Source organism: Streptomyces sp. NPDC086147 (genome assembly GCF_040702165.1).
In the GTDB taxonomy this organism is placed as follows: Bacteria; Actinomycetota; Actinomycetes; order Streptomycetales; family Streptomycetaceae; genus Streptomyces.
The window spans coordinates 965,831-989,361 of the sequence record NZ_JBFBJO010000001.1 but is presented as its reverse complement, the minus strand read 5'-3'; the positions used below and the strand labels follow the sequence as shown (position 1 = coordinate 989,361).

Genomic DNA, 23,531 nt, shown 5'->3' with positions numbered 1-23,531 from the left:
CCTCTCACTCCCCCTTGTGCTCCGAGCGCCTCCCCGGTGGGGTGAATCTCCGTGACTTTCCGGGACAGGGTCCCGGTGGGGGAACGAGAGTGGGGCGGGTACGCGCGCGTACCCGCCCCATTCATGGGCCGTTCCCGTTCCGTCGGCTCCTCAGCCGAAGACCGCGAGGCTCTTCGCCTTGCCCCGCTGGTCCTCTACCAGTGCGAGCAGCTTCCCCTCCGGTCCGAAGACCGCGACGGGGCCCTTGGGATACTCCGGCATCTCCAGGCGGACGCCGTTGAGCAGCAGCCGGGCGCGCTTCTCGTCGACGTCCCAGCGCGGGAACGCCGCCGCGGCCGCGTCCGCGACCGGCATGACCGTCAGCTCCTCCTGGAGCCGTTCCAGGGTCCTGGCCGAGTCCAGCTTGTACGGGCCGACCCGGGTGCGGCGCAGCGCGGTCAGATGGCCGCCCACGCCGAGCCCGGCGCCCAGGTCGCGGGCGAGGGCGCGGATGTACGTGCCGGAGGAGCAGACCACCGAGACGACCAGGTCGACCACGGGGGTGCCGTCCTCGGCGACCGCCTCGCGGACGTCGTACACCCGGAAGGAGGAGACGGTGACCGGGCGGGCCGGGATCTCGAACTCCTCGCCGCCGCGCACGCGCGCGTACGAGCGCTTGCCGTCGATCTTGATCGCGGAGACCTTCGACGGCACCTGCATGATGGCGCCGGTCAGCTCCGCCACACCGGCGTCGATCTGCTCGCGGGTGACCTTCGAAGCGTCGACCGACGCCGTGATCTCGCCCTCGGCGTCGTCGGTGATCGTGGTCTGGCCCAGGCGGACGGTGCCCAGGTACTCCTTCTCGGTCAGCGCGAGGTGACCGAGGAGCTTGGTCGCCCGCTCCACGCCGAGGACGAGGACGCCCGTGGCCATGGGGTCGAGCGTTCCGGCGTGGCCGACGCGGCGGGTCTTCGCGATCCCGCGCATCTTGGCCACGACGTCGTGCGAAGTGAAGCCCGACGGCTTGTCGACGATGACAAGGCCGTCGGGCGTGGGGGTCTTGTCGCTCATTCGGCGGTGTCGTCCTCGCCCGGCTTCTTATAGGGGTCGGCTTCGCCCGCGAAGCCGGCGCCCGAGGACGCCTCCCGCACCTGGGCGTCGGAGGCCCGCGCCTTGTCGAGGAGGTCCTCGATGGTGCGCGCGTTCTCCGGGAGGGCGTCGGCCACGAAGGTCAGCGTCGGGGTGAACTTGGTCCCCGCCGCCCGGCCCACGGCCGAACGGAGGACGCCCTTGGCGCTCTCCAGACCCGCCGCGGCGCTCGCGCGCTCCTCGTCGTCGCCGTAGACCGTGTAGAAGACCGTGGCCTCCCGCAGGTCACCGGTGACGCGGGTGTCCGTGATGGTCACGTGCGTACCCAGGCGGGGGTCCTTGATGCCGCGCTGCAGCTTCTCGGCGACCACCTCCCGGATGAGGTCCGCCAGCTTCTTCGCCCGCGCGTTGTCGGCCACTGGTCCTTCTCCTTCTTCGCCTTGCTCGATCAGTCTTCATCAGTGTGGAGCCTGCGGCGCACCGACAGCAGCTCCACCTCCGGCCGGGCGGCGACGAGCCGCTCGCACCGGTCCAGCACGTCGCTGAGGTGTCCCGGGTCCCCCGTCACCATCGCGACGCCGATCTCGGCCCGCCGGTGGAGGTCCTGGCCGCCGACCTCCGCCGCGCTCACCGCGAACTTGCGCTGGAGTTCGGCGACGATCGGCCTGACGACGGAGCGCTTCTCCTTCAGCGAGCGCACGTCGCCGAGGAGCAGATCGAAGGACAGTGTCCCCACGTACATGTGTGTCCGGATGTCCCGCCGGTTCGGGGTCAGTGGCCCCGCCCACCAGAGGGCGGGTACACCAGGAACCGTACACGCAACGGCCGGGGCCGATCGACGGAATAAGTTCCGCCGACCGGCCCCTGCTCACTGCTGCGATCGGACGCGATCAGGCGCGCGGCTTCTCGCGCATCTCGTACGTCGCGATGACGTCGTCGATCTTGATGTCGTTGAAGTTTCCGAGGTTGATACCGCCCTCGAAGCCTTCGCGGATCTCGGTGACGTCGTCCTTGAAGCGGCGCAGACCGTGGATCGTGAGGTCCTCGGCGATGACCTTGCCGTCGCGGACGAGGCGCGCCTTGGTGTTGCGCTTGACCTCGCCCGAACGGATGAGGACACCGGCGATGTTGCCCAGCTTGGACGAGCGGAAGACCTCGCGGATCTCCGCCGTGCCGAGCTCGACCTCTTCGTACTCCGGCTTGAGGAGGCCCTTGAGCGCCGCCTCGATCTCCTCGATCGCCTGGTAGATGACCGAGTAGTACCGGACGTCGACGCCCTCGCGCTCCGCCATCTGCGCGGCACGGCCGGCCGCACGGACGTTGTAGCCGATGACGATGGCGTCGGAGCCCATGGCCAGGTCGATGTCCGACTCGGTGACCGCACCCACACCGCGGTGCAGGACGCGGATGTCGACCTCTTCGCCGACGTCGAGCTGGAGCAGCGAGGCCTCCAGGGCCTCGACCGCACCGGACGCGTCGCCCTTGATGATGAGGTTGAGTTCCTGGACGAGACCGGCCTTGAGCACCTTGTCGAGGTCCTCCAGGGACACCCGGCGGACGCGCTTGGCGAAGGCGGCGTTGCGCTCACGCGCGGCGCGCTTCTCGGCGATCTGACGCGCCGTACGGTCCTCGTCGACCACCAGGAGGTTGTCGCCGGCACCCGGCACGTTGGTGAGACCGAGCACCAGGACGGGAGTCGACGGGGCCGCCTCCTCGACGTTGTTGCCCTTGTCGTCGAGCATCGCCCGGACGCGGCCGTACGCGTCGCCGACCACCACGGTGTCGCCGATGCGCAGCGTTCCGCGCTGGACGAGGACGGTCGAGACCGCACCGCGGCCGCGGTCGAGGTGGGACTCGATCGCGATGCCCTGCGCGTCCTGGTTCGGGTTGGCCCGCAGGTCGAGCGAGGCGTCGGCGGTGAGGACGACGGCCTCGAGCAGGGAGTCGATGTGCAGACCCTGCTTGGCGGAGATGTCGACGAACATCGTGTCGCCGCCGTACTCCTCGGCCACCAGGCCGAACTCGGTCAGCTGACCGCGGACCTTGGTCGGGTCCGCACCCTCGACGTCGATCTTGTTGACCGCGACGACGATCGGGACGCCGGCGGCCTTGGCGTGGTTGAGCGCCTCGATCGTCTGCGGCATGACGCCGTCGTTGGCCGCGACCACGAGGATCGCGATGTCGGTCGACTTCGCACCACGGGCACGCATGGCGGTGAACGCCTCGTGACCCGGGGTGTCGATGAAGGTGATCTTGCGGTCCTCGCCGTTGACCTCGGTGCCCACCTGGTAGGCGCCGATGCCCTGGGTGATGCCACCGGCCTCGCCCGCGACGACGTTCGTCTTGCGGATCGCGTCGAGCAGTCGGGTCTTACCGTGGTCGACGTGACCCATGACGGTGACGACCGGCGGACGGGAGACCAGGGCCTCTTCACCGCCCTCGTCCTCACCGAACTCGATGTCGAAGGACTCGAGCAGCTCGCGGTCCTCCTCCTCGGGCGAGACGATCTGAACGGTGTAGTTCATCTCCTCGCCGAGCATCGTCAGCGTGTCGTCGGAGACGGACTGCGTGGCCGTGACCATCTCGCCGAGGTTCATCATCACCGCGACGAGCGACGCCGGGTTGGCGCCGATCTTCTCGGCGAAGTCGGTGAGGGAGGCACCGCGCGACAGGCGGATGACCTCGCCGCCACCGCGGGGAAGCATCACGCCGCCCACGGACGGGGCCTGCATGGCCTCGTACTCCTGGCGCCTCTGACGCTTCGACTTGCGACCGCGACGCGCGGGACCGCCGGGACGGCCGAAGGCGCCCTGCGTGCCACCACGGCCACCGGGACCACCGGGACGACCGCCGAAGCCGCCGGGACGACCGCCGAAGCCGCCGCCACCGCCGGGACCACCCGGACGACCGCCGCCGCCACCGGGACCACCGGGACGGCCGGCGAAGCCGCCGCCGCCACCGCCGGGACCGGCCGGACGACCGGCGAAGCCGGGACGACCGCCGCCGCCACCGCCGGGACCGCCCGGACGGCCGCCGGGGCCACCGGGACCACGGCCGCCGGGGCCGGGACGCGGGCCGGCAGCGGGACGCTGCGGCATCATGCCCGGGTTCGGACGGTTACCGCCGGGCGCGCCGCCCGGACGGGGAGCCTGCGGACGGGGCATGCCGCCCGGGGTGGGACGGGCGCCGCCCTGACCCTGCGGGCGCGGGGCGCCGCCGGGGCCGCCCTGCGGACGCGGGGCGCCCGGAACGGCACCGGGGCCGCCGGGACGCGGGGCACCGCCACCGGGACGCGGCGACTGCGGACGCGCCATGCCGGTGGAGCCGCCCGAGGTGAACGGGTTGTTGCCCGGACGGGGACCGGCCGGACGGGCACCGCCCGGACGGGGGGCCTGCTGGCCGCCGGGGCGCGGAGCACCCTGGCCCTGCGGGCGGGGCGCCTGCTGGCCCGGACGGGCGGCCGGGCGGGGGCCCGGGGTCGCGCCGGCGGGACGCTGCTGCTGGGCGGCCGGGGCCGCCGGAGGCGCGGTGAACTCCGGGGTCGTCGGAGCCGGGGAGGCCGGCGCCGGCTTCGGCGCGGCCGGGGGCTTCGGACCCGGGGTGGGACGACCGCCGGCGGGGGCCGGGGTCGAGGGCTTCTCCGCGGCCGCGGGCTTGGGCGCCGGGGTGGGCGCGCCAGGCTTCGGGGCGGCGGGACGTACAGCCTGCGCCGGGGACGGCGCGGGGGAGGCCTGCGCCGGCTTCGGCGCGGCGGGGGCGGGCGTCGCCTTGCGGGGCGCGCCGGGCTTGGCAGCGGTCTTGCCGGCGTTGCCGCCGGGACCCTGCAAAGCGTCAGTCAACTTGCGCACGACCGGCGCCTCGATCGTCGAGGACGCCGAACGGACGAATTCACCGAGTTCTTGGAGCTTGGCCATGACGACCTTGCTCTCCACGCCGAACTCCTTGGCGAGTTCGTATACCCGGACCTTAGCCACTTCGCTCCTTTGAGGTCCGGTTACCGCCGGACCGTCGCTACTTCATGGGCGTACTCATCGCGTACTCATCGAGTGCTCATCGCAATCTCGACCTACTTCCAACTCGCGAGGTACCTGACCGCACGGTGTTCCGTGCCGTACTTCTTCACTGCTGTGCCGATCGCTCGACATGACGGCGGAGTGCCGCGGTGTCGAGCGGACCCTGGACCCTGAAGGCCCTCGGGAACGCTCGGCGGCGGACCGCCAGATCGAGACAGACCACGGCGGGGTGCAGGTACGCACCCCGGCCGGGCAGCGTACCGCGATGATCCGGAACGCACTCGTCCTTGTTCACCACGATCCGCAGCAGATCGCTCTTGGCCGCTCGCTCCCGGCATCCCACACAGGTTCGCTCAGGGCATACGCGGGCGTGCGTCCGGCCAGACACGATTAAGTCTACCTCCCCGTACCGACCCCGCCCGTTTGGGGCAAGAATCGAACAGTTGTTGGCCAAAAACGGTCTCAGGCCCGCTCGTCCTGGTCCGCCTGCTCGGTGTCCGGACGGATGTCGATCCGCCAGCCGGTGAGGCGGGCGGCCAGGCGGGCGTTCTGGCCCTCCTTGCCGATCGCCAGGGACAGCTGGTAGTCCGGCACCGTCACCCGGGCCGAACGGGCGGCCAGGTCGACGATCTCGACCTTGGAGACCCGGGCCGGGGAGAGCGCGTTCGCCACCATCTCGGCCGGGTCGTCCGACCAGTCGACGATGTCGATCTTCTCGCCGAGCAGCTCCGCCATCACGTTGCGGACGCGGCTGCCCATCGGGCCGATGCAGGCGCCCTTGGGGTTCAGGCCCGAACGGGTGGCGCGGACGGCGATCTTGGTGCGGTGGCCGGCCTCGCGGGCGATGGCCGAGATCTCGACCGAGCCGTCCGCGATCTCCGGCACCTCCAGGGCGAAGAGCTTCTTCACCAGGTTGGGGTGGGTGCGCGAAAGGGTGACGGAGGGACCGCGGACGCCCTTGGCGACCCGGACGACGTACGTCCGCAGGCGCAGGCCGTGGGTGTAGTCCTCGCCCGGCACCTGCTCCTGGACCGGAAGGATGGCCTCCAGCTTGTCGTCCAGCCTGACCAGGACGTTCTTCGGGTCCTTGCCCTGCTGCACCACACCGGCGACGACGTCGCCCTCGCGGCGCGCGTACTCGCCGAAGGTCACGTCGTTCTCGGCGTCCCGCAGCCGCTGCTGGATGACCTGGCGGGCGGTGCTCGCCGCGATCCGGCCGAAGTCCGAGGGGGTGTCGTCGAAGTCCTTGGGCTCCTGGCCCTCCTCCAGGTCGGAGGGGTCCTCCTTGGCCCAGACGGTGACGTGACCGGTGTGCCGGTCCAGTTCCACGCGCGCGTGGCGGCGGGCGTCGGGGGTGCGGTGGTACGCAATGAGGAGGGCCGACTCGATCGCCTCGACCAGCAGGTCGAAGGAGATCTCCTTCTCATGCGCCAAGCCCTTGAGAAGCTTCACGTCGATGTCCACGGCTACGCCTCCTCTTCCTTCTTGTCCTTGCGGTTGAACTCGATCTCGACACGCGCCTTGGAGATGTCGGCGAACCCGATCCGGCGGGCGGTGGGCTTGCGCCCCTTCACGCCCGGGACTTCGAGGTCGAGGCCGTCCTCGTCCACGGCGAGGATCCGGGCGACCAGCTCGCCCTCGTCGGCCAGCTGGAGCCGGACGAGCCGGCCGGTGGCGCGCACGTAGTGGCGGTGCTCGGTGAGAGGGCGGTCGGCGCCGGGGGAACTGACTTCGAGGACGTACTCGCCCTCGCCCATCGCGTCGGTCTCGTCCAGCTTCTCGGAGATCGCGCGGCTCAGCTCGGCGCAGGCGTCCAGCTCCACGCCCTCGTCCGAGTCGACGACGATCCGCAGCAGTCCGCGGCGGCCCGCCCGGGACACCTCGATCTCTTCCAGATCCAGGTCCTTCGCGCGGACGAGCGGCTCGACGAGTCCGCGCAGCCTGTCGCTCTGGGTGGTGCTCATCCGGGTGACTCCTCGGCCGCGTGTGCTGTTGTGTGTCGTCGCGTGTCAGACCAAAGGGTATCCGGTCCGGAAGGGTGTTGCCGTCCATCGCCCCGGGGCCCGCGGGTACGCTCGCCTGCGGTGATCCGAACGATCTTCCGGTACGGACGGAGATCTTCGACTGCGGCCGAGGGAGAAGGCGTGACGACGACGGGCAGACGCGCGCTCCTCGCGGCGGGGGCGGCCGCGGGGGCGACGGCCCTGGTGGGCTGCACCTCCTCCGGCGGGGAGGGGCCCCGGCGGCCGGGCGCCGCCGAGCGGGAGGCCGAGCGGGTGGCGCGCGCCGAGGCGGCGCTGCGGGCACGCTCGGTGACGGTCGCGCGCGGACTGCTCGAACGGTACGACGCGGTGCTCGCCGCGCACCCCGCCCTGGCGCCCCGGCTGGCCCCGCTGCGGCGCTCGGTGACGGCGCACGTGAAGGCGCTCGGCGAGGGCGGTACGGGCCCGGTGGAGCCCGCCGCGGCCTCCCCGGCGCCCTCCGCCTCCCCGTCCGCGCGCCCCACCGCGGCCTCCCCCGCGCCCGTACCCGTGGCGGCCGACCCCGGGACGGCCCTCAAGGAGCTGGCGGCGGCCGAGCGGACCGCGTCGGAGGGGCACGCGGACGCGCTGCTCGCCGCCCCGCCCGAGTACGCCCGGCTGCTCGCCTCGGTGGCGGCCTCGGGCGCCGTCCACGCCTATCTGCTGACCGAAGGAGCCCGGCCGTGACCGCCCTCGACGCCACCCAGGCCGCCCTGGCCGCCGAGCACGCGGCCGTGTACGGGTACGGGGTCGTCGGCGGCCGGATCGGCGCGGAGCGCCGGTCGGAGGCCGCGGCCGCGTACGAGGCGCACCGGGCCCGGCGGGAGGTGCTGCGCCGGGCGGTGCGGGACCTCGGCGGCGCGCCGGTGGTGGCGGCGGCCGCGTACGGGCTGCCGTTCCGGGTGGCGGATCCGGCGGGCGCGGTGCGGCTCGCCGCCGTCCTGGAGGACCGGGTGGCCGGCGTCTACTCCGACCTGGTCCGGGCCACCGAGGGCCCGGCCCGGCGCGAGGCGGCCGCCGCGCTGAGGGAGGCGGCGGTACGCGCCGTGCGCTGGCGCGGCGGCGACGTAACCTTTCCTGGGCTCGTCGAGCGGGCCTGAGCCCCGCCCCGACCGAATGGAACAGCGTACGCATGGCTTTCGAACCGCCGCAGCGACTCGTCCGGGCGCTCGGTGAGACGTACGGGGAGACCCTCGCGGCCGAGTGGCTCGGGCGGCTTCCGGAGCAGGCGCGGACCGCGCTCGACCGGGACTCCCTGGACGCCGAGCGGGTGATGGCCCCCGGCGGGCGGAGCAGCCTGGTGGTGCTCGTCCGGCGGCCCGACGGCTCCCCCGCCGCCCTCAAGGTGGCACCGCCGTTCGCCCGGCCCGACCGGGAGCGGGAGGCGCTCGCCCACTGGAACGGCTGGGGCGCGGTGCGGCCGCTCGAAGGGGCCGGTGGGGCCCCGGAGGACGGTCTCCTCCTCGAACGGCTCCACCCCGAGGTGTCCCTGCGCTCCCTGCCGGAGGCGAAGGCGCTCCTGGAGGCGGCCGGGACCGTGCGGAAGCTGTGGGTCGAGCCCCCGGCGGACCACGGCTTCGAGTCGGTGGCCGGGCGGACGGCCCGGCAGGCGGAGGCGATGGAGCCGTACCGCTCCGACGCGGTGACGGGCGGGCTGACGGCGGCGGCGCTCGCGGCGCGCGAGGAGCTGGTGGCCGGGGAGGCCGAGACGGTGCTCCTGCACGGCAACTTCCGGCAGGGCAAGGTCCTGGCCGGCGACCGGGCGCCCTGGCTGGCCGTGGGGCCCGAGCCGCTGGTCGGCGAGCGCGCCTACGACCTGGCCCGGCTGGTGCGGGACCGGGTGGAGGACCTGGTGGCGGCCTCGGCGGGCGCCTCGGCGGCCCGGCGGCGGGTGAACAGGCTGGCGGACTCGCTGGACGTGGACCGGGAGCGGCTGCGGGGCTGGACCCTGTTCCGCGCGGTGGAGTCAGGGACGCGGGCGCTGACGGCGGGACGGCGGCAGGACGCGGAGCTGCTCCTGGAGTTCGCGGGCTGGCTGTAGTTCGCGGGCGGGCTGGAGTTCGCGGGCCGACTTAAGGGGAATACCCCTTTTGTACCGTTCGCCGGGCGGCCGGGCCCCGGCGTCCGGCCCGACTCCAGGGGGCCGTGATGATCGAAGAGCTGCTGGTGGCGGTGGCCGGCGCGGGCGTCGCGGCGGCGGTGTACGCGGGCGCGGCGGCGCGGGTGGTCAAGCAGTACGAGCGCGGGGTCGTCTTCCGCTTCGGCCGGCTGCGCGGCCGGGTGCGCTCCCCCGGCTTCACGATGATCGTCCCCGTGGTCGACCGGCTGCACAAGGTGAACATGCAGATCGTCACGATGCCGGTGCCCGCGCAGGAGGGCATCACCCGGGACAACGTGACGGTCCGGGTGGACGCGGTCGTGTACTTCAAGGTGGTCGACCCGGCGGACGCGCTCGTACGGGTGGAGGACTACCGGTTCGCGGTCTCGCAGATGGCGCAGACCTCGCTGCGGTCGATCATCGGCAAGAGCGACCTCGACGACCTGCTGTCCAACCGGGAGAAGCTCAACCAGGGCCTGGAGCTGATGCTCGACAGCCCGGCGATGGGCTGGGGCGTGGCCATCGACCGGGTCGAGATCAAGGACGTGTCGCTGCCGGAGACCATGAAGCGGTCGATGGCCCGGCAGGCGGAGGCGGACCGGGAGCGGCGGGCGCGGGTGATCAACGCGGACGCGGAGCTCCAGGCGTCGAAGAAGCTGTCCGAGGCGGCGGCGATGATGTCAGACCAGCCGGCGGCGCTCCAGCTGCGGCTGCTCCAGACGGTGGTGGCGGTGGCCGCCGAGAAGAACTCCACGCTGGTGCTGCCGTTCCCGGTGGAGCTGCTCCGCTTCCTGGAGCGCGCGACGCCGGACCACAAGCCGCACGGCGCGGCGCACCGGGCCCCGGAGGTGGAGATACCGCCCCTGCTCGACGACGCGTACCTCAGGAGCCGGGCGGCGGCGGAGGACGCCATCGAGGACCTGACGGGCACGTCGGTGGAGCCCACGCCCGCCCCCGCGCCGCCCCGGGAGGACTGACACGGCGACGGCCCCCGCCCCGTACACGTGGGGCGGGGGCCGTCGCGCACGGCCGGGGATCAGGCGGTCAGACGGGCGATCGCCTCGTCGACCGTCAGCTCCTCGCGCTCGCCCGTGCGGCGGTCCTTCAGCTCCACGACGCCCTCGCCGGAGCGGCGGCCCGCGACGAGGATCTTCGGGACGCCGATGAGTTCCGCGTCGGTGAACTTGACGCCCGGGGAGACGCCCGCGCGGTCGTCGACCAGGACGCGCAGGCCCGCGGCGGACAGCTTGTCGGAGACCTCCAGGGCCAGCTCGATCTGGAGGGCCTTGCCGGCGGCGACCACGTGGACGTCGGCCGGGGCGACCTCGGCGGGCCAGCACAGGCCCTTGTCGTCGGCGGTCTGCTCGGCGAGCGCGGCCACGGCGCGCGAGACGCCGATGCCGTACGAGCCCATGGTCACGCGGACCGGCTTGCCGTTCTGGCCGAGGACGTCCAGCTTGAGGGCGTCGGCGTACTTGCGGCCGAGCTGGAAGATGTGGCCGATCTCGATGGCGCGGTCCAGCTTGAGGCCGGTGCCGCACTTCGGGCAGGGGTCGCCCTCCTCGACGACGACCACGTCGACGTACTCGGTGACCTCGAAATCGCGCCCGGCGACCACGTTCTTCGCGTGGGTGTGCTCCTTGTTGGCGCCCGTGATCCAGGCCGTGCCCGGGGCCACGCGGGGGTCGGCGAGGTACGTGACCTTGTCGAGGCCCTGCGGGCCGACGTAGCCGCGCACGAGGTCGGGGCGGGCGGCGAAGTCGGTCTCGGTGACCATCTCGACGGTGGCGGGCGCGAAGTGCGCCTCGACCTTGCCGAGGTCGACCTCGCGGTCGCCGGGGACGCCCACGGCGACGATCTCGCCGTCGACCTTCACCAGGAGGTTCTTCAGGGTGGCGGAGGCCGGGACGCCGAGGGAGGCCGCGAGGGTCTCGATGGTCGGGGTGTCCGGGGTGGGGATCTCCTCGGCGGCGGGCACGGCGGAGCCGTCCACGGCCTTCAGCGCGAAGGAGACCGCCTCGGTGTTGGCGGCGAAGTCGCAGTTCGGGCAGTCGGCGAAGGTGTCCTCGCCGGCCTCGGCCGGGGCGAGGAACTCCTCGGACTTCGAGCCGCCCATCGCGCCCGCCGTGGCGGCGCAGATGCGGTAGTCGAGGCCGAGGCGCTCGAAGACCCGCTGGTAGGCCTGGCGGTGCAGGGCGTACGAGTGGGCGAGGCCCTCGTCCTCGGTGTCGAAGGAGTACGAGTCCTTCATCAGGAACTCGCGGCCGCGCAGGATGCCGGCGCGGGGACGGGCCTCGTCGCGGAACTTGTTCTGGATCTGGTAGAGGATGACCGGCAGGTCCTTGTAGGAGGACGCCTGGTCCTTCACCAGGAGGGTGAAGATCTCCTCGTGGGTCGGGCCGAGGAGGTAGTCGCCGCCCTTGCGGTCCTGGAGGCGGAACAGCTCGGCGCCGTACTCGTCCCAGCGGCCGGTCGCGTCGTAGGGCTCGCGGGGCAGCAGGGCCGGCAGGGAGACCTCCTGCGCGCCGATGGCGTCCATCTCCTCGCGGACGATGCGCTCGACGTTGGAGAGGACCTTCTTGCCGAGGGGCAGCCAGCTCCAGATGCCGGCGGCGGTGCGGCGCACGTACCCCGCGCGGACGAGGAGCTTGTGGCTGAGGACCTCGGCGTCCGCCGGGTCGTCGCGCAGCGTCTTCGCCATCAACTTCGACATGCGCTGGACCGGTGCGTTGGCCATGGTTCTCGTACTCCTGCCGGACTGGGGGTGATGGGCCCGAGGTTAGCCGGGCGGCCCCGGGGACGAGAAATCAGTTCCGGCGCGGCAGCGGCAGCGGGGCGCCCATCACGGCGTACGGGCGGGGGGCGCTCGGGAAGTGCACCCGGCGGGCGAGGTCCCGGTAGCCGAGGGACCGGTAGAGGCAGCGGGCGGGGCTCTCGGTGTCGATCGCGGAGAGGATCGAGCGCGGCTCGTCGGCCGTGTCGGTGATGGTGGTGAGCAGCGCGCGGCCCGCGCCCCGGCCCTGGAAGTCGGGGTGGACGTGGAGTTCGGTGATGGTGAAGGAGTCGTCGAGCCAGTCGGCGGTGCCGGTGGCGCGCAGGTGGGCCTCGACGACGGTGGACCACCAGTGGGTGCGGTCGTTGGGCATCCCGTACACGAAGCCGACGAGCCGTCCGCCGGGGGTGGTGGCCCCGTAGGCGCGGGCGCCGGGGCTGAGCAGGTGGCGCAGCACGATGTGGCGGCGCACGGCGACCTCTTCGGCGTCCAGGCCGAAGGCGACCGCCTGCACGGCGAGGGCCTCGTCCACCCGGGCGGCGAGGTCGACCGGCCCGATCACGATCTCCGCGTCATCCATGCGGCGCACCCTACAAGCGGGCGCCCTCCCCGGGACAGCGCCGTCCGGAGCGGCGGGCTCAGAAGAGCACGCTCATGAAGGCCCCGGTCTCCCGGAAGCCGACGCGGCGGTACGCGGCCCTGGCGGGGGTGTTGTAGTCGTTGACGTACAGGCTGACCACGGGGGCGACGTCGGCCAGGGCGTACCGCAGGACGGCGGCCATGCCGGTCTCGGAGAGGCCCTTGCCGCGGTGCTCGGGGGCGACCCAGACGCCCTGGATCTGGCAGGCCTGGCGGGTGGCGGCGCCGATCTCGGCCTTGAAGACGACCTTGCCGTCCTCGATGCGGGCGAAGGAGCGGCCCGCGCCGACGAGTTCGGCGACCCGGGCCTGGTAGAGGAGTCCGCCGTCGTTGGCGAGCGGGGAGACGCCGACCTCCTCGGTGAACATGGCCACGCAGGCGGGCATGATCGTCTCCATCTCGTCCTTGCGGACGCGGCGCACCAGCGGGTCGGGCACGACCGCGGCGGAGGGCTCCTCGGCGACCATCAGGGGCTGGTTGGCCCGGACGTCCCTGGCGGGGCCCCAGCTGGGCTCCAGGAGTCGCCACAGTTCGGTGGTGGCCTCGGCGGGGCCGACGATGGAGGAGCAGCGGCGACCGGTCCTGCGGGCCCGGTCGGCGAAGGCGCGGACGGCCTGGGGGGTGGCGCAGATCGGGACCAGGTTGGCGCCGGAGTAGCAGAGCGAGCGCAGCCGTCCCTCGGTGTACCAGCCCCACATCTCGCCGCCGAGGCGCCAGGGGTCGAGTCCGGCGAGCTGGACGCGGGCGGTCACGAACGCGTTCTCGACGGGGGCGCTCTCCAGGACGGCGAGTGCGGCGCCGAGGTCGGCGGGTTCGAGGACCCGAGTGGTGGTCTCTGTCAACACGAGGGGGCCTCACCGTGCGGTTCCGCTGATTCCCCGCACTTTACCCGGAGGGCCCCGGGGCACGCCTCCGGCAGCGGGAAGCCCCGCCTCCCGGAGCGGGGGGCGGGGCTTCTCAGGGGTTCCGCGGAAGGGACGTGCGCGTCAGCCGGCGACGGCGACCGACGGCTCGCCGCTGGCGACGCCGTCCTTCTCCATCTGCTCGGCGATCTTCAGCGCCTCCTCGATGAGGGTCTCGACGATCTTCGACTCGGGCACGGTCTTGATGACCTCGCCCTTGACGAAGATCTGGCCCTTGCCGTTGCCGGAGGCGACGCCGAGGTCGGCCTCGCGGGCCTCGCCGGGGCCGTTGACGACGCAGCCCATGACGGCGACGCGCAGCGGGACGGTCATGCCGTCGAGACCGGCGGTGACCTCCTCGGCCAGCTTGTAGACGTCGACCTGGGCGCGGCCGCAGGACGGGCAGGAGACGATCTCCAGGCGCCGCTGGCGCAGGTTCAGCGACTCCAGGATCTGGATGCCGACCTTGATCTCCTCGGCCGGCGGCGCGGAGAGCGAGACGCGGATGGTGTCGCCGATGCCCTGGGAGAGCAGCGCGCCGAAGGCGACGGCGGACTTGATGGTGCCCTGGAAGGCGGGGCCCGCCTCGGTGACGCCGAGGTGCAGCGGGTAGTCGCACTGGGCGGCGAGCTGGCGGTAGGCCTCGACCATGACGACCGGGTCGTTGTGCTTGACCGAGATCTTGATGTCGCGGAAGTCGTGCTCCTCGAAGAGGGACGCCTCCCAGAGGGCGGACTCGACGAGCGCCTCGGGGGTGGCCTTGCCGTACTTCTTGAGGAGCCGCGCGTCCAGGGAGCCGGCGTTGACGCCGATCCGGATCGGGGTGCCCGCGTCGTTGGCGGCCCGGGCGATCTCCTTGACCTTGTCGTCGAACTGCTTGATGTTGCCCGGGTTGACGCGGACGGCCGCGCAGCCCGCGTCGATCGCGGCGAAGACGTACTTCGGCTGGAAGTGGATGTCGGCGATGACCGGGATCTGGGACTTCCGGGCGATCGTCGCGAGGGCGTCGGCGTCGTCCTGGGTCGGACAGGCCACGCGCACGATCTGGCAGCCGGAGGCCGTCAGCTCGGCGATCTGCTGGAGCGTGGCACCGATGTCGGAGGTACGGGTGGTGGTCATCGACTGCACCGAGACGGGTGCGTCACCGCCGACGGCCACGGTGCCGACCTGGATCTGACGGCTCTTGCGCCGCTCGGCGAGCCGGGTCGGGACGGTAGGGATACCGAGAGAAATCGCGGTCATCTGTTGTGCAACCTCAAGGTCGTGCGTCGGCGGGCTCAGGTCTCCGAGGTTACCGCCCCGGCGGCGGAGGGCCGGACACCACCGGGTCCGGCCCTCCTGGGGTTCACGTCAGCTTCACCGGGTTGACGATGTCGGCGGCGAGGACGAGCAGGGTGAAGCAGACGAAGACGCCGGCCACCACGTACGCGGCGGGCATCAGCCTGGCCACGTCGAACGGGCCGGGGTCGGGGCGCTTGAAGAGCCGGGCCGTGTTGCGGCGGACGGACTCCCACAGGGCGCCCGCGATGTGGCCGCCGTCGAGCGGCAGCAGCGGGAGCATGTTGAACAGGAACAGTGAGACGTTGAACATGACCAGCAGGTTCATGAACCACACGAGGATCCGCTCCGGCGGGGCGTCCAGGTTCATGAGCTCGCCGGTGAGACGGGCGGCGCCGACGACGCCGACGGGCGAGTCGTCCGCGCGCTCGCCGTCGCCGAAGGTGGCGTCCCAGAGGCCGGGGATCTTGCCCGGGAGGGCGACGACGGAGTGGACGCCGTTCTCCAGGAGGTCGGTCATCCGGTCGGCGCTCTCGCCGAAGGTGAGGGGCGCCACCTCGGTCTTGGAGGCGAAGCCCAGGTAGCCGGCGTCGATGTAGGTCAGCGGCTGGACGACCCTGCCGTCCTCGTCCTTCTTCGGGACCTTGTTGGTGACGAGGGTCGGACGGAGGTCGATCCGCTGCCCGGCCCGCTCGACGGTGACCGTGGCGGGGCCGATGGTGTCGCGGATGCGGTCGGAGAGGGTGTCCCAGTCGCTCACCGGCGTGCCGTTGAAGGCGACGATCCGGTCGCCCTCCTTCAGGCCGGCCGCGAACGCCGGGGAGACGGGGTCGCCCGCCGCGCACGCCTCGCGCTTCTCGCTCTGCTCGATGACGCACTTCTGGACGCCGGCGACCCCGGTCGTCTGGCCCTCGATGCCGAGCGTCATCATCGAGCCGAAGAAGAGCGCCGCCGCCAGGACCAGGTTCATGAACGGTCCGGCGAACATCACGATGACGCGCTTCCACGGCTTGCGCGTGTAGAACAGCCGGGTCTCGTCGCCCTCCTTCAGCTCCTCGTACGAGGCCTCGCGGGCGTCCTCGATCATGGAGCGCCACGGGGAGGTGGAGCGGGCCTCGATCCGCCCGTCGTCGCCGGGCGGGAACATGCCGATCATGCGGATGTAGCCGCCGGCCGGGATGGCCTTGATGCCGTACTCGGTCTCGCCGCGCTTCCTCGACCAGACCGTGGGGCCGAAGCCGACCATGTACTGCGGGACGCGGATGCCGAAGAGCTTGGCCGTGGAGAGGTGGCCGAGCTCGTGCCAGGCGATGGAGACGAGCAGTCCGAGGGCGAACAGCACGATGCCCAGGGTGTACAGGAGCACTTCGGTCATGCGCGGGCCTCCGCTGTTGCCTTCGCTGCGAGCTCTCGGGCCCGGGCCCGTGCCCAGGTCTCCGCTTCGAGGACGTCCGGCACGGTGAGGGAGGTTCCCGCGACGGGAACGCCGTGCTCCGCCACGACCGCCGTGACGGTGTCCATGATGCCGTTGAACGGGAGCCGGCCGGCCAGGAACGCCCCGACGCACTCCTCGTTGGCGGCGTTGAAGACGGCGGGGGCGGTGCCGCCCAGCTCGCCGACGTGCCGGGCCAGGCCGACGGACGGGAAGGCCTCGGTGTCCAGCGGGAAGAACTCCCAGGTGGAGGCCTTGCTCCAGTCGAAGGCGGGGGCCGCGTCCGGGACCCGCTCGGGCCAGCCGATGCCGATGGCGATCGGGCCGCGCATGTCGGGCGGGGTGGCCTGGGCGAGCGTGGAGCCGTCGGTGAACTCGACCATCGAGTGGACGTACGACTGCGGGTGGACGACGACCTCGATGCGGTCGAAGGGGATGTCGTAGAGCAGGTGGGCCTCGATGACCTCCAGGCCCTTGTTCACCAGGGTCGCGCTGTTCACCGTGATCACCGGGCCCATGGCCCAGGTGGGGTGGGCGAGCGCGTCCTCGCGGGTGACGTGGGCCAGCTGCTCCCTCGTACGGCCGCGGAAGGGGCCGCCGGAGGCGGTGACGACCAGCTTGCGGACGTCGGCGCGGGTGCCGGCGGCGAGCGCCTGGAAGAGGGCCGCGTGCTCGGAGTCGACCGGGATGATCTGGCCCGGCCGGGCGAGCGCCTTCACCAGCGGGCCGCCGACGATCAGCGACTCCTTGTTGGCGAGGGCGAGGGTACGGCCCGCTTCGAGGGCGGCGAGGGTGGGCGCGAGGCCGATGGAGCCGGTGATGCCGTTGAGGACGGTGTGGCACGGGGAGGCGGCCAGCCGGGTGGCGGCGTCCGGTCCCGCCAGGAGTTCCGGCAGGGGCTCGGAGCCGTAGAGCGCCTTCAGGGCCTCGCGCAGCTCGGGCAGCGCCTCCTCGCGGGCGACCGCGACCGCGGCGACCCCCAGCCGGTGCGCCTGCTCGGCGAGCAGCCCGACCCGGCCGCCGGAGGCGGCCAGGGCGGTGACCCGGAAGCGGTCGGGGTTGCGCAGCACCAGGTCGATGGCCTGGGTGCCGATGGACCCGGTCGAGCCGAGGACGACGATGTCCCGGCGTCCTTCGGACGCGTCGAAGGCGACGTGCGGGTCGGCGAGGGGTGAGGGGCGGTCCGTCATGCCCCCCATTCTCGCCGCAAACGCGGCGCGGTCTTCACGGGGTGCGGACGAACGCGTCGAAGACCCGGTGGAAGTCGGGGAACGTCTTCTTCACGCAGCCGGGGTCGTCGAAGGTGACGCCGGGGGTGCGCAGGGCGGTGACCGCGAAGGACATGACGATCCGGTGGTCCCCGTGGGTGGCGATCTCGACCGGTCCGGCGGGCGTGCCGGGGTGGATCTCGATCCAGTCGGGGCCGGTGCGGACGGTGATCCCGAGGCGGCGCAGGTTCTCGGCGCAGGCGTCGAGCCGGTCGCACTCCTTGACCCGGGTGTTGGCGACGTCCTCGATGCGGACCGGGCCGTCGGCGAACGGCGCGAGGGCGGCGAGGGTCGGCATGGTGTCGGAGATGTCCCGCATGTTGACGGTGAGTCCGCGCAGGGTGCCGGTGGAGCGGACGGTGGTGGCGTCCCCGGCGACCTCGACGTCGGCGCCCATGCGGCGCAGGACGTCGACGAAGGCGAGGTCGCCCTGGAGGGCGCCGGTGCCGAGGCCGGGGACGGTGACGGAGCGGCCGGGCAGGAGCGCGGCGGCGGCGAAGAGGTAGCTGGCGGTGGAGGCGTCGGGCTCGATGCCGTACGTCCTCGCCCGGTAGCCGGTGGGGGCGACGCGGTAGGTGCGCCCATCCTGGCGCACCTCGGCGCCGAAGCTCCGCATCATGGCGAGCGTGATCTCGACGTACGGCTCCGAGACCAGGTCGGTGACGGTGATGTCGAGGCCCTCGGTGGTGAGCGGGCCGAGCATGAGCAGGGCGGTGAGGTACTGGGAGGACTGCCCGGCGTCCAGGGTGAGCGCACCGCCCTTGACTCCGTGGGCGTGGACGTCGAGCGGGTGGTGGCCCTCCTTGCCGCCGTGCCGCAGGTCGACGCCGAGGGCGCGCAGGGCGGTGGTGAGCGGGCCGAGGGGCCGTCGCCGCATCTGCTCGGAGGCGTCGAAGCGGTACGTGCCGTGGCCGGCGGCGGCGAGGGTGGGCAGGAAGCGGGCGGTGGTGGCGCCGTCGCGGCAGTAGACGTCGGCGGTCTCCGCGCCGGGTCCGGCGGGCCGGCCCTCGATGTGCCAGGCGCCGGGCTCGCGGCGGACGGTGTAGCCGAGGGCGGCGAGCCCTTCGGCGAAGCCCTCGGTGTCGTCGGAGACGAGGGGCCGCAGGAGTGTGGTGGTGCCCTCGGCCGCGGCCGCGAGGAAGAGGGCGCGGGCGGTGACGGACTTGGAACCGGGAATGTCTATGACGGTCACGGGCACCATCCTGCCGTCTCGCCCGGCGGGACGGACCCGCGTTCCGCATGACGGAACGGGCCCGGCGGGCGGGAGGAGGGCAGGGGTGAAGGCGGCCCGGCTCCCCGCACAGTGGAGCCGGACCGCCCGGTCCGGGTGGGGCGCGCGCCCCGGGGCCGTACGTGCCCGGAGGCCGTACGAGCCCGGTTCCGTACGCCCCTGAGGTCGTACGGCTCCGAGTCCGTACGGCCCGGGAGCGGTCGCGTCCCGGCGGCCGTACGGCCTCGTGTCCGGTCCTACAGGGCGAGGCCGGTCAGGACCAGGACGCGCTCGTAGGTGTAGTCGTCCATCGCGTACCTGACGCCCTCGCGGCCGACGCCGGAGCGCTTGGCGCCGCCGTACGGCATCTGGTCGGCGCGGTACGAGGGGACGTCGCCGACGATCACGCCGCCGACCTCCAGGGCGCGGTGGGCGCGGAAGGCGGCCTGCAGGTCGTGGGTGAAGACGCCGGCCTGGAGGCCGAAGTCGGAGTCGTTGACGGCGGCGAACGCCTCGGCCTCGCCGTCGGCCTTCGCGATCGTCAGGACCGGGCCGAAGACCTCGGCGCGGGCCAGGGTGACGCCGGCCGGGAGGTCGGTGAGGACGGTCGGGGCGTAGGTGGCGCCCTCGCGCTTGCCGCCGGCCAGGAGCGTGGCGCCGGCCGCGACGGCCTCGTCCACCCAGGACTCGACGCGCTTGGCGGCGGCCTCGTCGACGAGCGGGCCGACGTCGGTGGCGTCGTCCGCCGGGTCGCCGGTGACCTGGGCCTCGACGGCGGCGACGATCTTCGGCAGCAGGCGGTCGTGGACGGAGGAGTCGACGATCACGCGCTGGACGGAGATGCAGGACTGGCCGCCCTGGTAGTTGGAGAAGGTGGCGATGCGGGTCGCCGCCCAGTCCAGGTCGGCCTCGGAGGACCAGTCGGGCAGGACGACGGCCGCGGCGTTGCCGCCGAGCTCCAGGGTGCAGTGCTTGTGCGGCACGGACTCCTGGATGGCGTAGCCGACCGTGTCGGAGCCGGTGAAGGAGATGACCGGGAGGCGCTCGTCCTGGACGAGGGCGGGCATGCGGTCGTTCGGCACGGTGAGGATCGACCAGGAGCCGGCCGGCAGGTCGGTCTCGGCCAGGATCTCGCCCAGGACCAGGGAGGAGATCGGGGTCGACGGGGCCGGCTTGAGGATGATCGGGGCGCCGACGGCGATGGCCGGGGCGACCTTGTGGGCGCTGAGGTTCAGCGGGAAGTTGAACGGCGCGATGCCGAGGACGACGCCCTTGGGGATGCGGCGGGTCAGCGCGAGCCGGCCCACGCCGCCGGCCTCGGTGTCGAGGCGCTGGGCCTCGCCGCCGTTGAAGCGGCGGGCCTCCTCGGCGGCGAAACGGAAGACGGAGACGGCGCGGCCGACCTCGCCGCGGGCCCACTTGATGGGCTTGCCGTTCTCGGCGGAGATCAGCTGGGCGATCTCCTCGGTGCGCTCGGCGAGCCGCTTCGACACGTGGTCGAGGGCGGCGGCGCGGACGTGCGCCGGGGTGGCGGCGAACTCGTCGACGACGGCGTGCGCGGCGGCGACGGCCTCCTCGACCTGGGCCTCGGTGGGCACGCTGACCTTGCCGACCAGACGTCCGTCGTACGAGTTCGTGACGTCGAAGGCGGCCTCGCCGGTGGCCTCGCGGCCGGCGAGCCAGAAGGCGTGGGTGGTCGTCATTGCGTCCCGGCCCTTTCCGTATCGGGGGGTGCGAGCGATTGCTCTCGTGACACGTTAGGGCCGGGGCGGCGGGAGTGGGCTTGTCCGGTGTGGAGTGATGAGGCGGATTCCCTGTCCGAATTGGCCGAAGAAGGCCGGGGCCGTCGCCCGGGGCGCCGGCTCATCTCCTCCGCTCGGTCGACACGATCAGACAGACGCCGGCCACGACGATCGCGCCGCCGAGGAGGACGGGCCAGGTCAGGGCCTCGTTCAGGACGAGGGCGCCGAGGGCGACCGCGACGACGGGGTTGACGTACGCGTAGGTCGCGACCAGGGAGAGCGGGGCCGCCTGGAGGAGCCAGGCGTACGCGGTGAAGGCGATCAGCGAGCCGAAGACGACCAGGTAGGCGAGGGCCGTCCAGGAGCGGGTGGAGACCTCGGCGAGGTCGAGTCCGTGGTGCTCGCCGCGGAACAGGCCGACGGCGACGCCGGCGAGGCCGCCCGCGACCATCTCGTACGCGCTGGCGGCGAAGGGGTTGGCGGGCATCGGGAGGCGCGAGGAGGTGAAGGAGCCCACGGACCAGCTGAGGGCGGCGACGACCACGAGGAGGACCCCGCCGATCCGCACCTCGCCGGTCAGGCCCGGCAGGGTGAGGACGCCGAGCCCGGCCAGGCCGAGCAGGACACCGCCGAACGCGCCGGGGCCGGGCCGCTCGCCGGCGGCGGCGCGCAGGAGGACGACCCAGGCGGGGACGACGGCGATGAGGAGCGCGGCGAGGCCGGAGGGGACGGAGGTCTCGGCGAGGACGACGAGGCCGTTGCCGCCGAGGATGAGGAGCAGGCCGACGAGGAGGGCCGAACCGAGCTGCCGGCGGGTGACCTTGAGGGCGGCGGGGCCCTGACGCCAGGCGATGATCCCGGCGAGCAGCAGTCCGGCGGTGACGAAGCGGGCGCCGCCGGAGAGGAACGGCGGCAGGGTCTCGACGACGACCCGGATGCCGAGGTAGGTGGACCCCCACACGACGTACACGATGCCGAGCGCGGCCCAGACGGCGCCGGTGATCCGGCGGGCGGGAGCCGGGGGTGCGGCGGGGAGGTCGGCGAGGGTGCCGGGGGCGGCCGGGTCGACGGCGGGTTTTGTCATGAGCAGGAGAGTAGGGATCGAGGGGCGGAACGGCCAGAAATCTGCCCGCGTTCGGGCAGTGGCCCCGGAATTCGGACGGCAGGGGCGGCCGGTGACGGGAATGGAAGGATGAGGAGGACCGCAGAACCGCAGGGGGGAAACACATGTTCCTGTTCGTGATGTCCGCTGTCCTGGTCCTCGCCGTGGGCGGGTGCGTCTGCGTGGTGTGGGCGGCCCGGGGCGGCCCGCGCTGGACGCGCGGAGTGGCGGCGGTGGTGCTGCTGTGCGGGGAACTGGTGCGCGCCGGGGGCAGGGGGCAGGGGCGGGGCATCGGCGGACACAGGGGGTCGGGGGGCGACGACGGCGGCTCGGACGGCTGAGGACGGGACGAGGCGGGGGGACGGGACGGACGGACCCTGGGGGGACTTACTCCGCCCCCTCCCCCGTGGCCTTGAGGGCGAGCCACAGTTCCATCCGCACGTCCGGATCGTCCAGGGAACGGCCCAGGATCTCCTCCACCCGGCGCATCCGGTAGCGCAGGGTGTGCCGGTGGACGCCCAGGTCGGCGGCGGCGGCGTCCCACTGGCCGTGCCGGGAGAGCCAGGCGCGCAGGGAGGCCACGAGGTCGCCGCGGCCGGTGGCGTCGTGGTCGCGCAGGGCCCGGAGCATCCCGTCGGCGAAGGCGCGGACGGCGTCGTCGGCGAGGAGCGGCAGGACCGAGCCCGCCGCCAGGTCCTCGTGCTCGACGAGCGCCCTGCCGCGGCGGCGGGCGACCGAGAGCGCCTGTTCGGCCTGCTTGTACGCGGCCGCGGCCGCGATCGGGCCCGCCGGGGCGGAGAGGCCGACGACGACGCCGGCCTCCTCGGCCTCGCGTTCCGCGTACCCCCCGCAGGCGGTGACGACCGCGCCGCCGTCGGCGGCGAGGACGAGGAGCCGCTGCTCGCCCTCGGGGACGGCGAGGACCGCCTCGCCCGCGCGGGCGGCGGCGGCCTCCAGGGCCTCGGCGAGGACGGGGAGGGGCGGTTCGGCGGCCGGTTCGCCGCCGGCGGGTTCGGCGACGAGGATCCGGAAGGGGGCGTCGAGCAGCCCGCCGTACACGTCGCCGGCCACCGCGCGCGCGTGGTCCGGCTGTCCGGCGAGCATCATGCGCAGGACGGCGGCGCCGAGGCGCTGCTCGGCGGCCTGGAGGGAACGGGAGCGTTCCGTGGTGAGGGTGAGCAGGGCGATGGCCGAGTGGACGGCGTACCGCTCGCCGGTGCCGAGGGGGGCGCCGGTACCGACGGCGAGGGCGCCCCGGACGCGGCGGCCGGTGCCGAGCGACTGGAGTTCGACGCGGTCGTCCGTGTCGCCGACCACGGCGCTGGCGGGGGCGGGGCGTTCGCGCAGCCGCTCCACGTCGGGGGTGAGCCGGGCGGCCCGGCGGGCGGCCCACTCGGGCGAGACGGCGACGGGCTTGCCGGCGGTGTCGTAGAGGGCGGCCCAGCCGTCGACGTGGGCGGCGAGCCGGGCGACGACGGCGTCGGGGCCCTCGGCGAGCGCGGCCCGGGTCAGCTCGCGCTGGACCTCGAAGCCGGCGGTGACGGCGCGGTACTGGTCGGCGGAGATGGCGGCGGAGACGGCCTTGCTGATGGCGAGGAAGGGGGTCCGGCGCGGCACTTCGAGCAGCGGCAGGTGCTCCTCGCGGGCCGCTTCGAGCAGCGCCGCCGGGATCTCCTCGTGGTTCACCCCCACGGCGAACCCGAGCCCGACGACCCCCGCCCCGAGCAGCCGCCGCACGTAGCGGCGCATCGCCTCCGGGTCCTCCGCGTCGAGGGTGAGCGCGGTGGTGAGCAGCAGCTCGCCGCCCTCCATGTACGGCACGGGATCGGCGAGCTCACTGACGTGGGCCCACCGGACGGGGGTGTCGAGACGGTCCTCACCGGCCCGGACGACGAGCTTGAGGGCGGAGTGCTGCACGAGCGAGGCGAGGGTGGGCGGCATTGGGGACCGTCGGACCTTTGGGGAGGGGGGCGCCGCTCAGCCGA

At 73.2% G+C, this 23,531-nt stretch carries 22 protein-coding genes; 5 read left to right on the top strand and 17 right to left on the bottom strand.

The window, feature by feature from the left end; all coding sequences use genetic code 11:
- Nucleotides 1-150 precede the first annotated feature (150 nt).
- The 7 genes from truB to rimP all read right to left on the bottom strand — a co-directional run bounded on the left by truB (nt 151) and on the right by rimP (nt 7,045).
- Nucleotides 151-1,050 (bottom strand): tRNA pseudouridine(55) synthase TruB, encoded by a 900-nt coding sequence (gene truB, locus AB0398_RS04660; RefSeq protein ID WP_366372281.1) that lies wholly within the window; start codon nt 1,048-1,050, stop codon nt 151-153.
- On the bottom strand, nt 1,047-1,487 hold the full coding sequence (gene rbfA, locus AB0398_RS04655) for a 30S ribosome-binding factor RbfA (RefSeq protein WP_365546253.1): 441 nt from the start codon (nt 1,485-1,487) through the stop codon (nt 1,047-1,049). Before rbfA ends, truB begins: the two co-directional genes overlap by 4 nt.
- 29 nt (nt 1,488-1,516) lie before the next feature.
- Nucleotides 1,517-1,810 carry a DUF503 domain-containing protein gene (locus AB0398_RS04650; protein ID WP_030217805.1) on the bottom strand — a complete coding sequence of 98 codons (294 nt, stop codon included), beginning with the start codon at nt 1,808-1,810 and terminating at the stop codon, nt 1,517-1,519.
- Between the two features lie 148 nt (nt 1,811-1,958).
- Nucleotides 1,959-5,042, bottom strand: a complete 3,084-nt coding sequence (gene infB, locus AB0398_RS04645; RefSeq protein ID WP_366372280.1) for a translation initiation factor IF-2 — start codon at nt 5,040-5,042, stop codon at nt 1,959-1,961.
- Nucleotides 5,043-5,187: 145 nt separating this feature from the next.
- On the bottom strand, nt 5,188-5,469 hold the full coding sequence (locus AB0398_RS04640) for a YlxR family protein (protein WP_366372279.1): 282 nt from the start codon (nt 5,467-5,469) through the stop codon (nt 5,188-5,190).
- 74 nt (nt 5,470-5,543) lie between these two features.
- The gene (gene nusA / locus AB0398_RS04635) at nt 5,544-6,545 is read right to left on the bottom strand and encodes a transcription termination factor NusA (RefSeq protein WP_366372278.1); all 1,002 of its coding nucleotides are present in this window, start codon (nt 6,543-6,545) and stop codon (nt 5,544-5,546) included.
- Between the two features lie 2 nt (nt 6,546-6,547).
- On the bottom strand, nt 6,548-7,045 hold the full coding sequence (rimP, locus tag AB0398_RS04630) for a ribosome maturation factor RimP (RefSeq protein WP_366372277.1): 498 nt from the start codon (nt 7,043-7,045) through the stop codon (nt 6,548-6,550).
- Between the two features lie 180 nt (nt 7,046-7,225).
- On the opposite strand from rimP, the gene AB0398_RS04625 reads away from it, so the two are divergent.
- The 4 genes from AB0398_RS04625 (at nt 7,226) to AB0398_RS04610 (ending at nt 10,177) form a co-directional block, all read left to right on the top strand.
- A complete protein-coding gene (locus AB0398_RS04625) occupies nt 7,226-7,789 on the top strand; it encodes a hypothetical protein (protein WP_366372276.1) in 564 nt (187 codons plus the stop codon).
- A complete protein-coding gene (locus AB0398_RS04620) occupies nt 7,786-8,202 on the top strand; it encodes a DUF4439 domain-containing protein (protein WP_366372275.1) in 417 nt (138 codons plus the stop codon). The genes AB0398_RS04625 and AB0398_RS04620 overlap by 4 nt, the downstream gene beginning before the upstream one ends.
- A 32-nt stretch (nt 8,203-8,234) precedes the next feature.
- The gene (locus tag AB0398_RS04615) at nt 8,235-9,143 is read left to right on the top strand and encodes an aminoglycoside phosphotransferase family protein (RefSeq protein ID WP_366372274.1); all 909 of its coding nucleotides are present in this window, start codon (nt 8,235-8,237) and stop codon (nt 9,141-9,143) included.
- 107 nt (nt 9,144-9,250) lie between these two features.
- Nucleotides 9,251-10,177, top strand: coding sequence for a slipin family protein (locus tag AB0398_RS04610; protein ID WP_366372273.1), 927 nt, complete (start codon nt 9,251-9,253; stop codon nt 10,175-10,177).
- 59 nt (nt 10,178-10,236) lie between these two features.
- Here the strand turns inward: AB0398_RS04610 and AB0398_RS04605 are convergent, their stop codons facing one another.
- The 9 genes from AB0398_RS04605 to AB0398_RS04565 form a co-directional block, all read right to left on the bottom strand.
- On the bottom strand, nt 10,237-11,937 hold the full coding sequence (locus AB0398_RS04605) for a proline--tRNA ligase (protein ID WP_366372272.1): 1,701 nt from the start codon (nt 11,935-11,937) through the stop codon (nt 10,237-10,239).
- 70 nt (nt 11,938-12,007) lie between these two features.
- Complete coding sequence (locus AB0398_RS04600) at nt 12,008-12,553, bottom strand: GNAT family N-acetyltransferase (RefSeq protein WP_366372271.1); 546 nt, start codon at nt 12,551-12,553, stop codon at nt 12,008-12,010.
- 58 nt (nt 12,554-12,611) lie between these two features.
- Complete coding sequence (locus AB0398_RS04595; protein WP_366372270.1) at nt 12,612-13,457, bottom strand: GNAT family N-acetyltransferase; 846 nt, start codon at nt 13,455-13,457, stop codon at nt 12,612-12,614.
- A 141-nt stretch (nt 13,458-13,598) separates the two neighbouring features.
- Nucleotides 13,599-14,756, bottom strand: a complete 1,158-nt coding sequence (gene ispG, locus AB0398_RS04590; protein WP_030217821.1) for a flavodoxin-dependent (E)-4-hydroxy-3-methylbut-2-enyl-diphosphate synthase — start codon at nt 14,754-14,756, stop codon at nt 13,599-13,601.
- A 103-nt stretch (nt 14,757-14,859) separates the two neighbouring features.
- Nucleotides 14,860-16,167 (bottom strand): site-2 protease family protein, encoded by a 1,308-nt coding sequence (locus tag AB0398_RS04585; RefSeq protein WP_366372269.1) that lies wholly within the window; start codon nt 16,165-16,167, stop codon nt 14,860-14,862.
- A complete protein-coding gene (gene dxr, locus AB0398_RS04580) occupies nt 16,164-17,414 on the bottom strand; it encodes a 1-deoxy-D-xylulose-5-phosphate reductoisomerase (RefSeq protein WP_366372268.1) in 1,251 nt (416 codons plus the stop codon). Before dxr ends, AB0398_RS04585 begins: the two co-directional genes overlap by 4 nt.
- Before the next feature lie 34 nt (nt 17,415-17,448).
- On the bottom strand, nt 17,449-18,684 hold the full coding sequence (aroA, locus tag AB0398_RS04575) for a 3-phosphoshikimate 1-carboxyvinyltransferase (protein ID WP_366372267.1): 1,236 nt from the start codon (nt 18,682-18,684) through the stop codon (nt 17,449-17,451).
- 275 nt (nt 18,685-18,959) lie between these two features.
- Nucleotides 18,960-20,405 carry an aldehyde dehydrogenase family protein gene (locus AB0398_RS04570; RefSeq protein WP_366372266.1) on the bottom strand — a complete coding sequence of 482 codons (1,446 nt, stop codon included), beginning with the start codon at nt 20,403-20,405 and terminating at the stop codon, nt 18,960-18,962.
- 160 nt (nt 20,406-20,565) lie between these two features.
- A complete protein-coding gene (locus AB0398_RS04565) occupies nt 20,566-21,528 on the bottom strand; it encodes an EamA family transporter (protein ID WP_366372265.1) in 963 nt (320 codons plus the stop codon).
- A 143-nt stretch (nt 21,529-21,671) separates the two neighbouring features.
- Here AB0398_RS04565 and AB0398_RS04560 point away from each other — a divergent pair, with 143 nt between their 5' ends.
- Nucleotides 21,672-21,887, top strand: coding sequence for a hypothetical protein (locus AB0398_RS04560; RefSeq protein WP_366372264.1), 216 nt, complete (start codon nt 21,672-21,674; stop codon nt 21,885-21,887).
- Nucleotides 21,888-21,933: 46 nt separating this feature from the next.
- On the opposite strand, the gene AB0398_RS04555 is transcribed toward AB0398_RS04560, so the two are convergent.
- A complete protein-coding gene (locus tag AB0398_RS04555; RefSeq protein ID WP_366372263.1) occupies nt 21,934-23,487 on the bottom strand; it encodes a PucR family transcriptional regulator in 1,554 nt (517 codons plus the stop codon).
- Nucleotides 23,488-23,531: the final 44 nt, after the last annotated feature.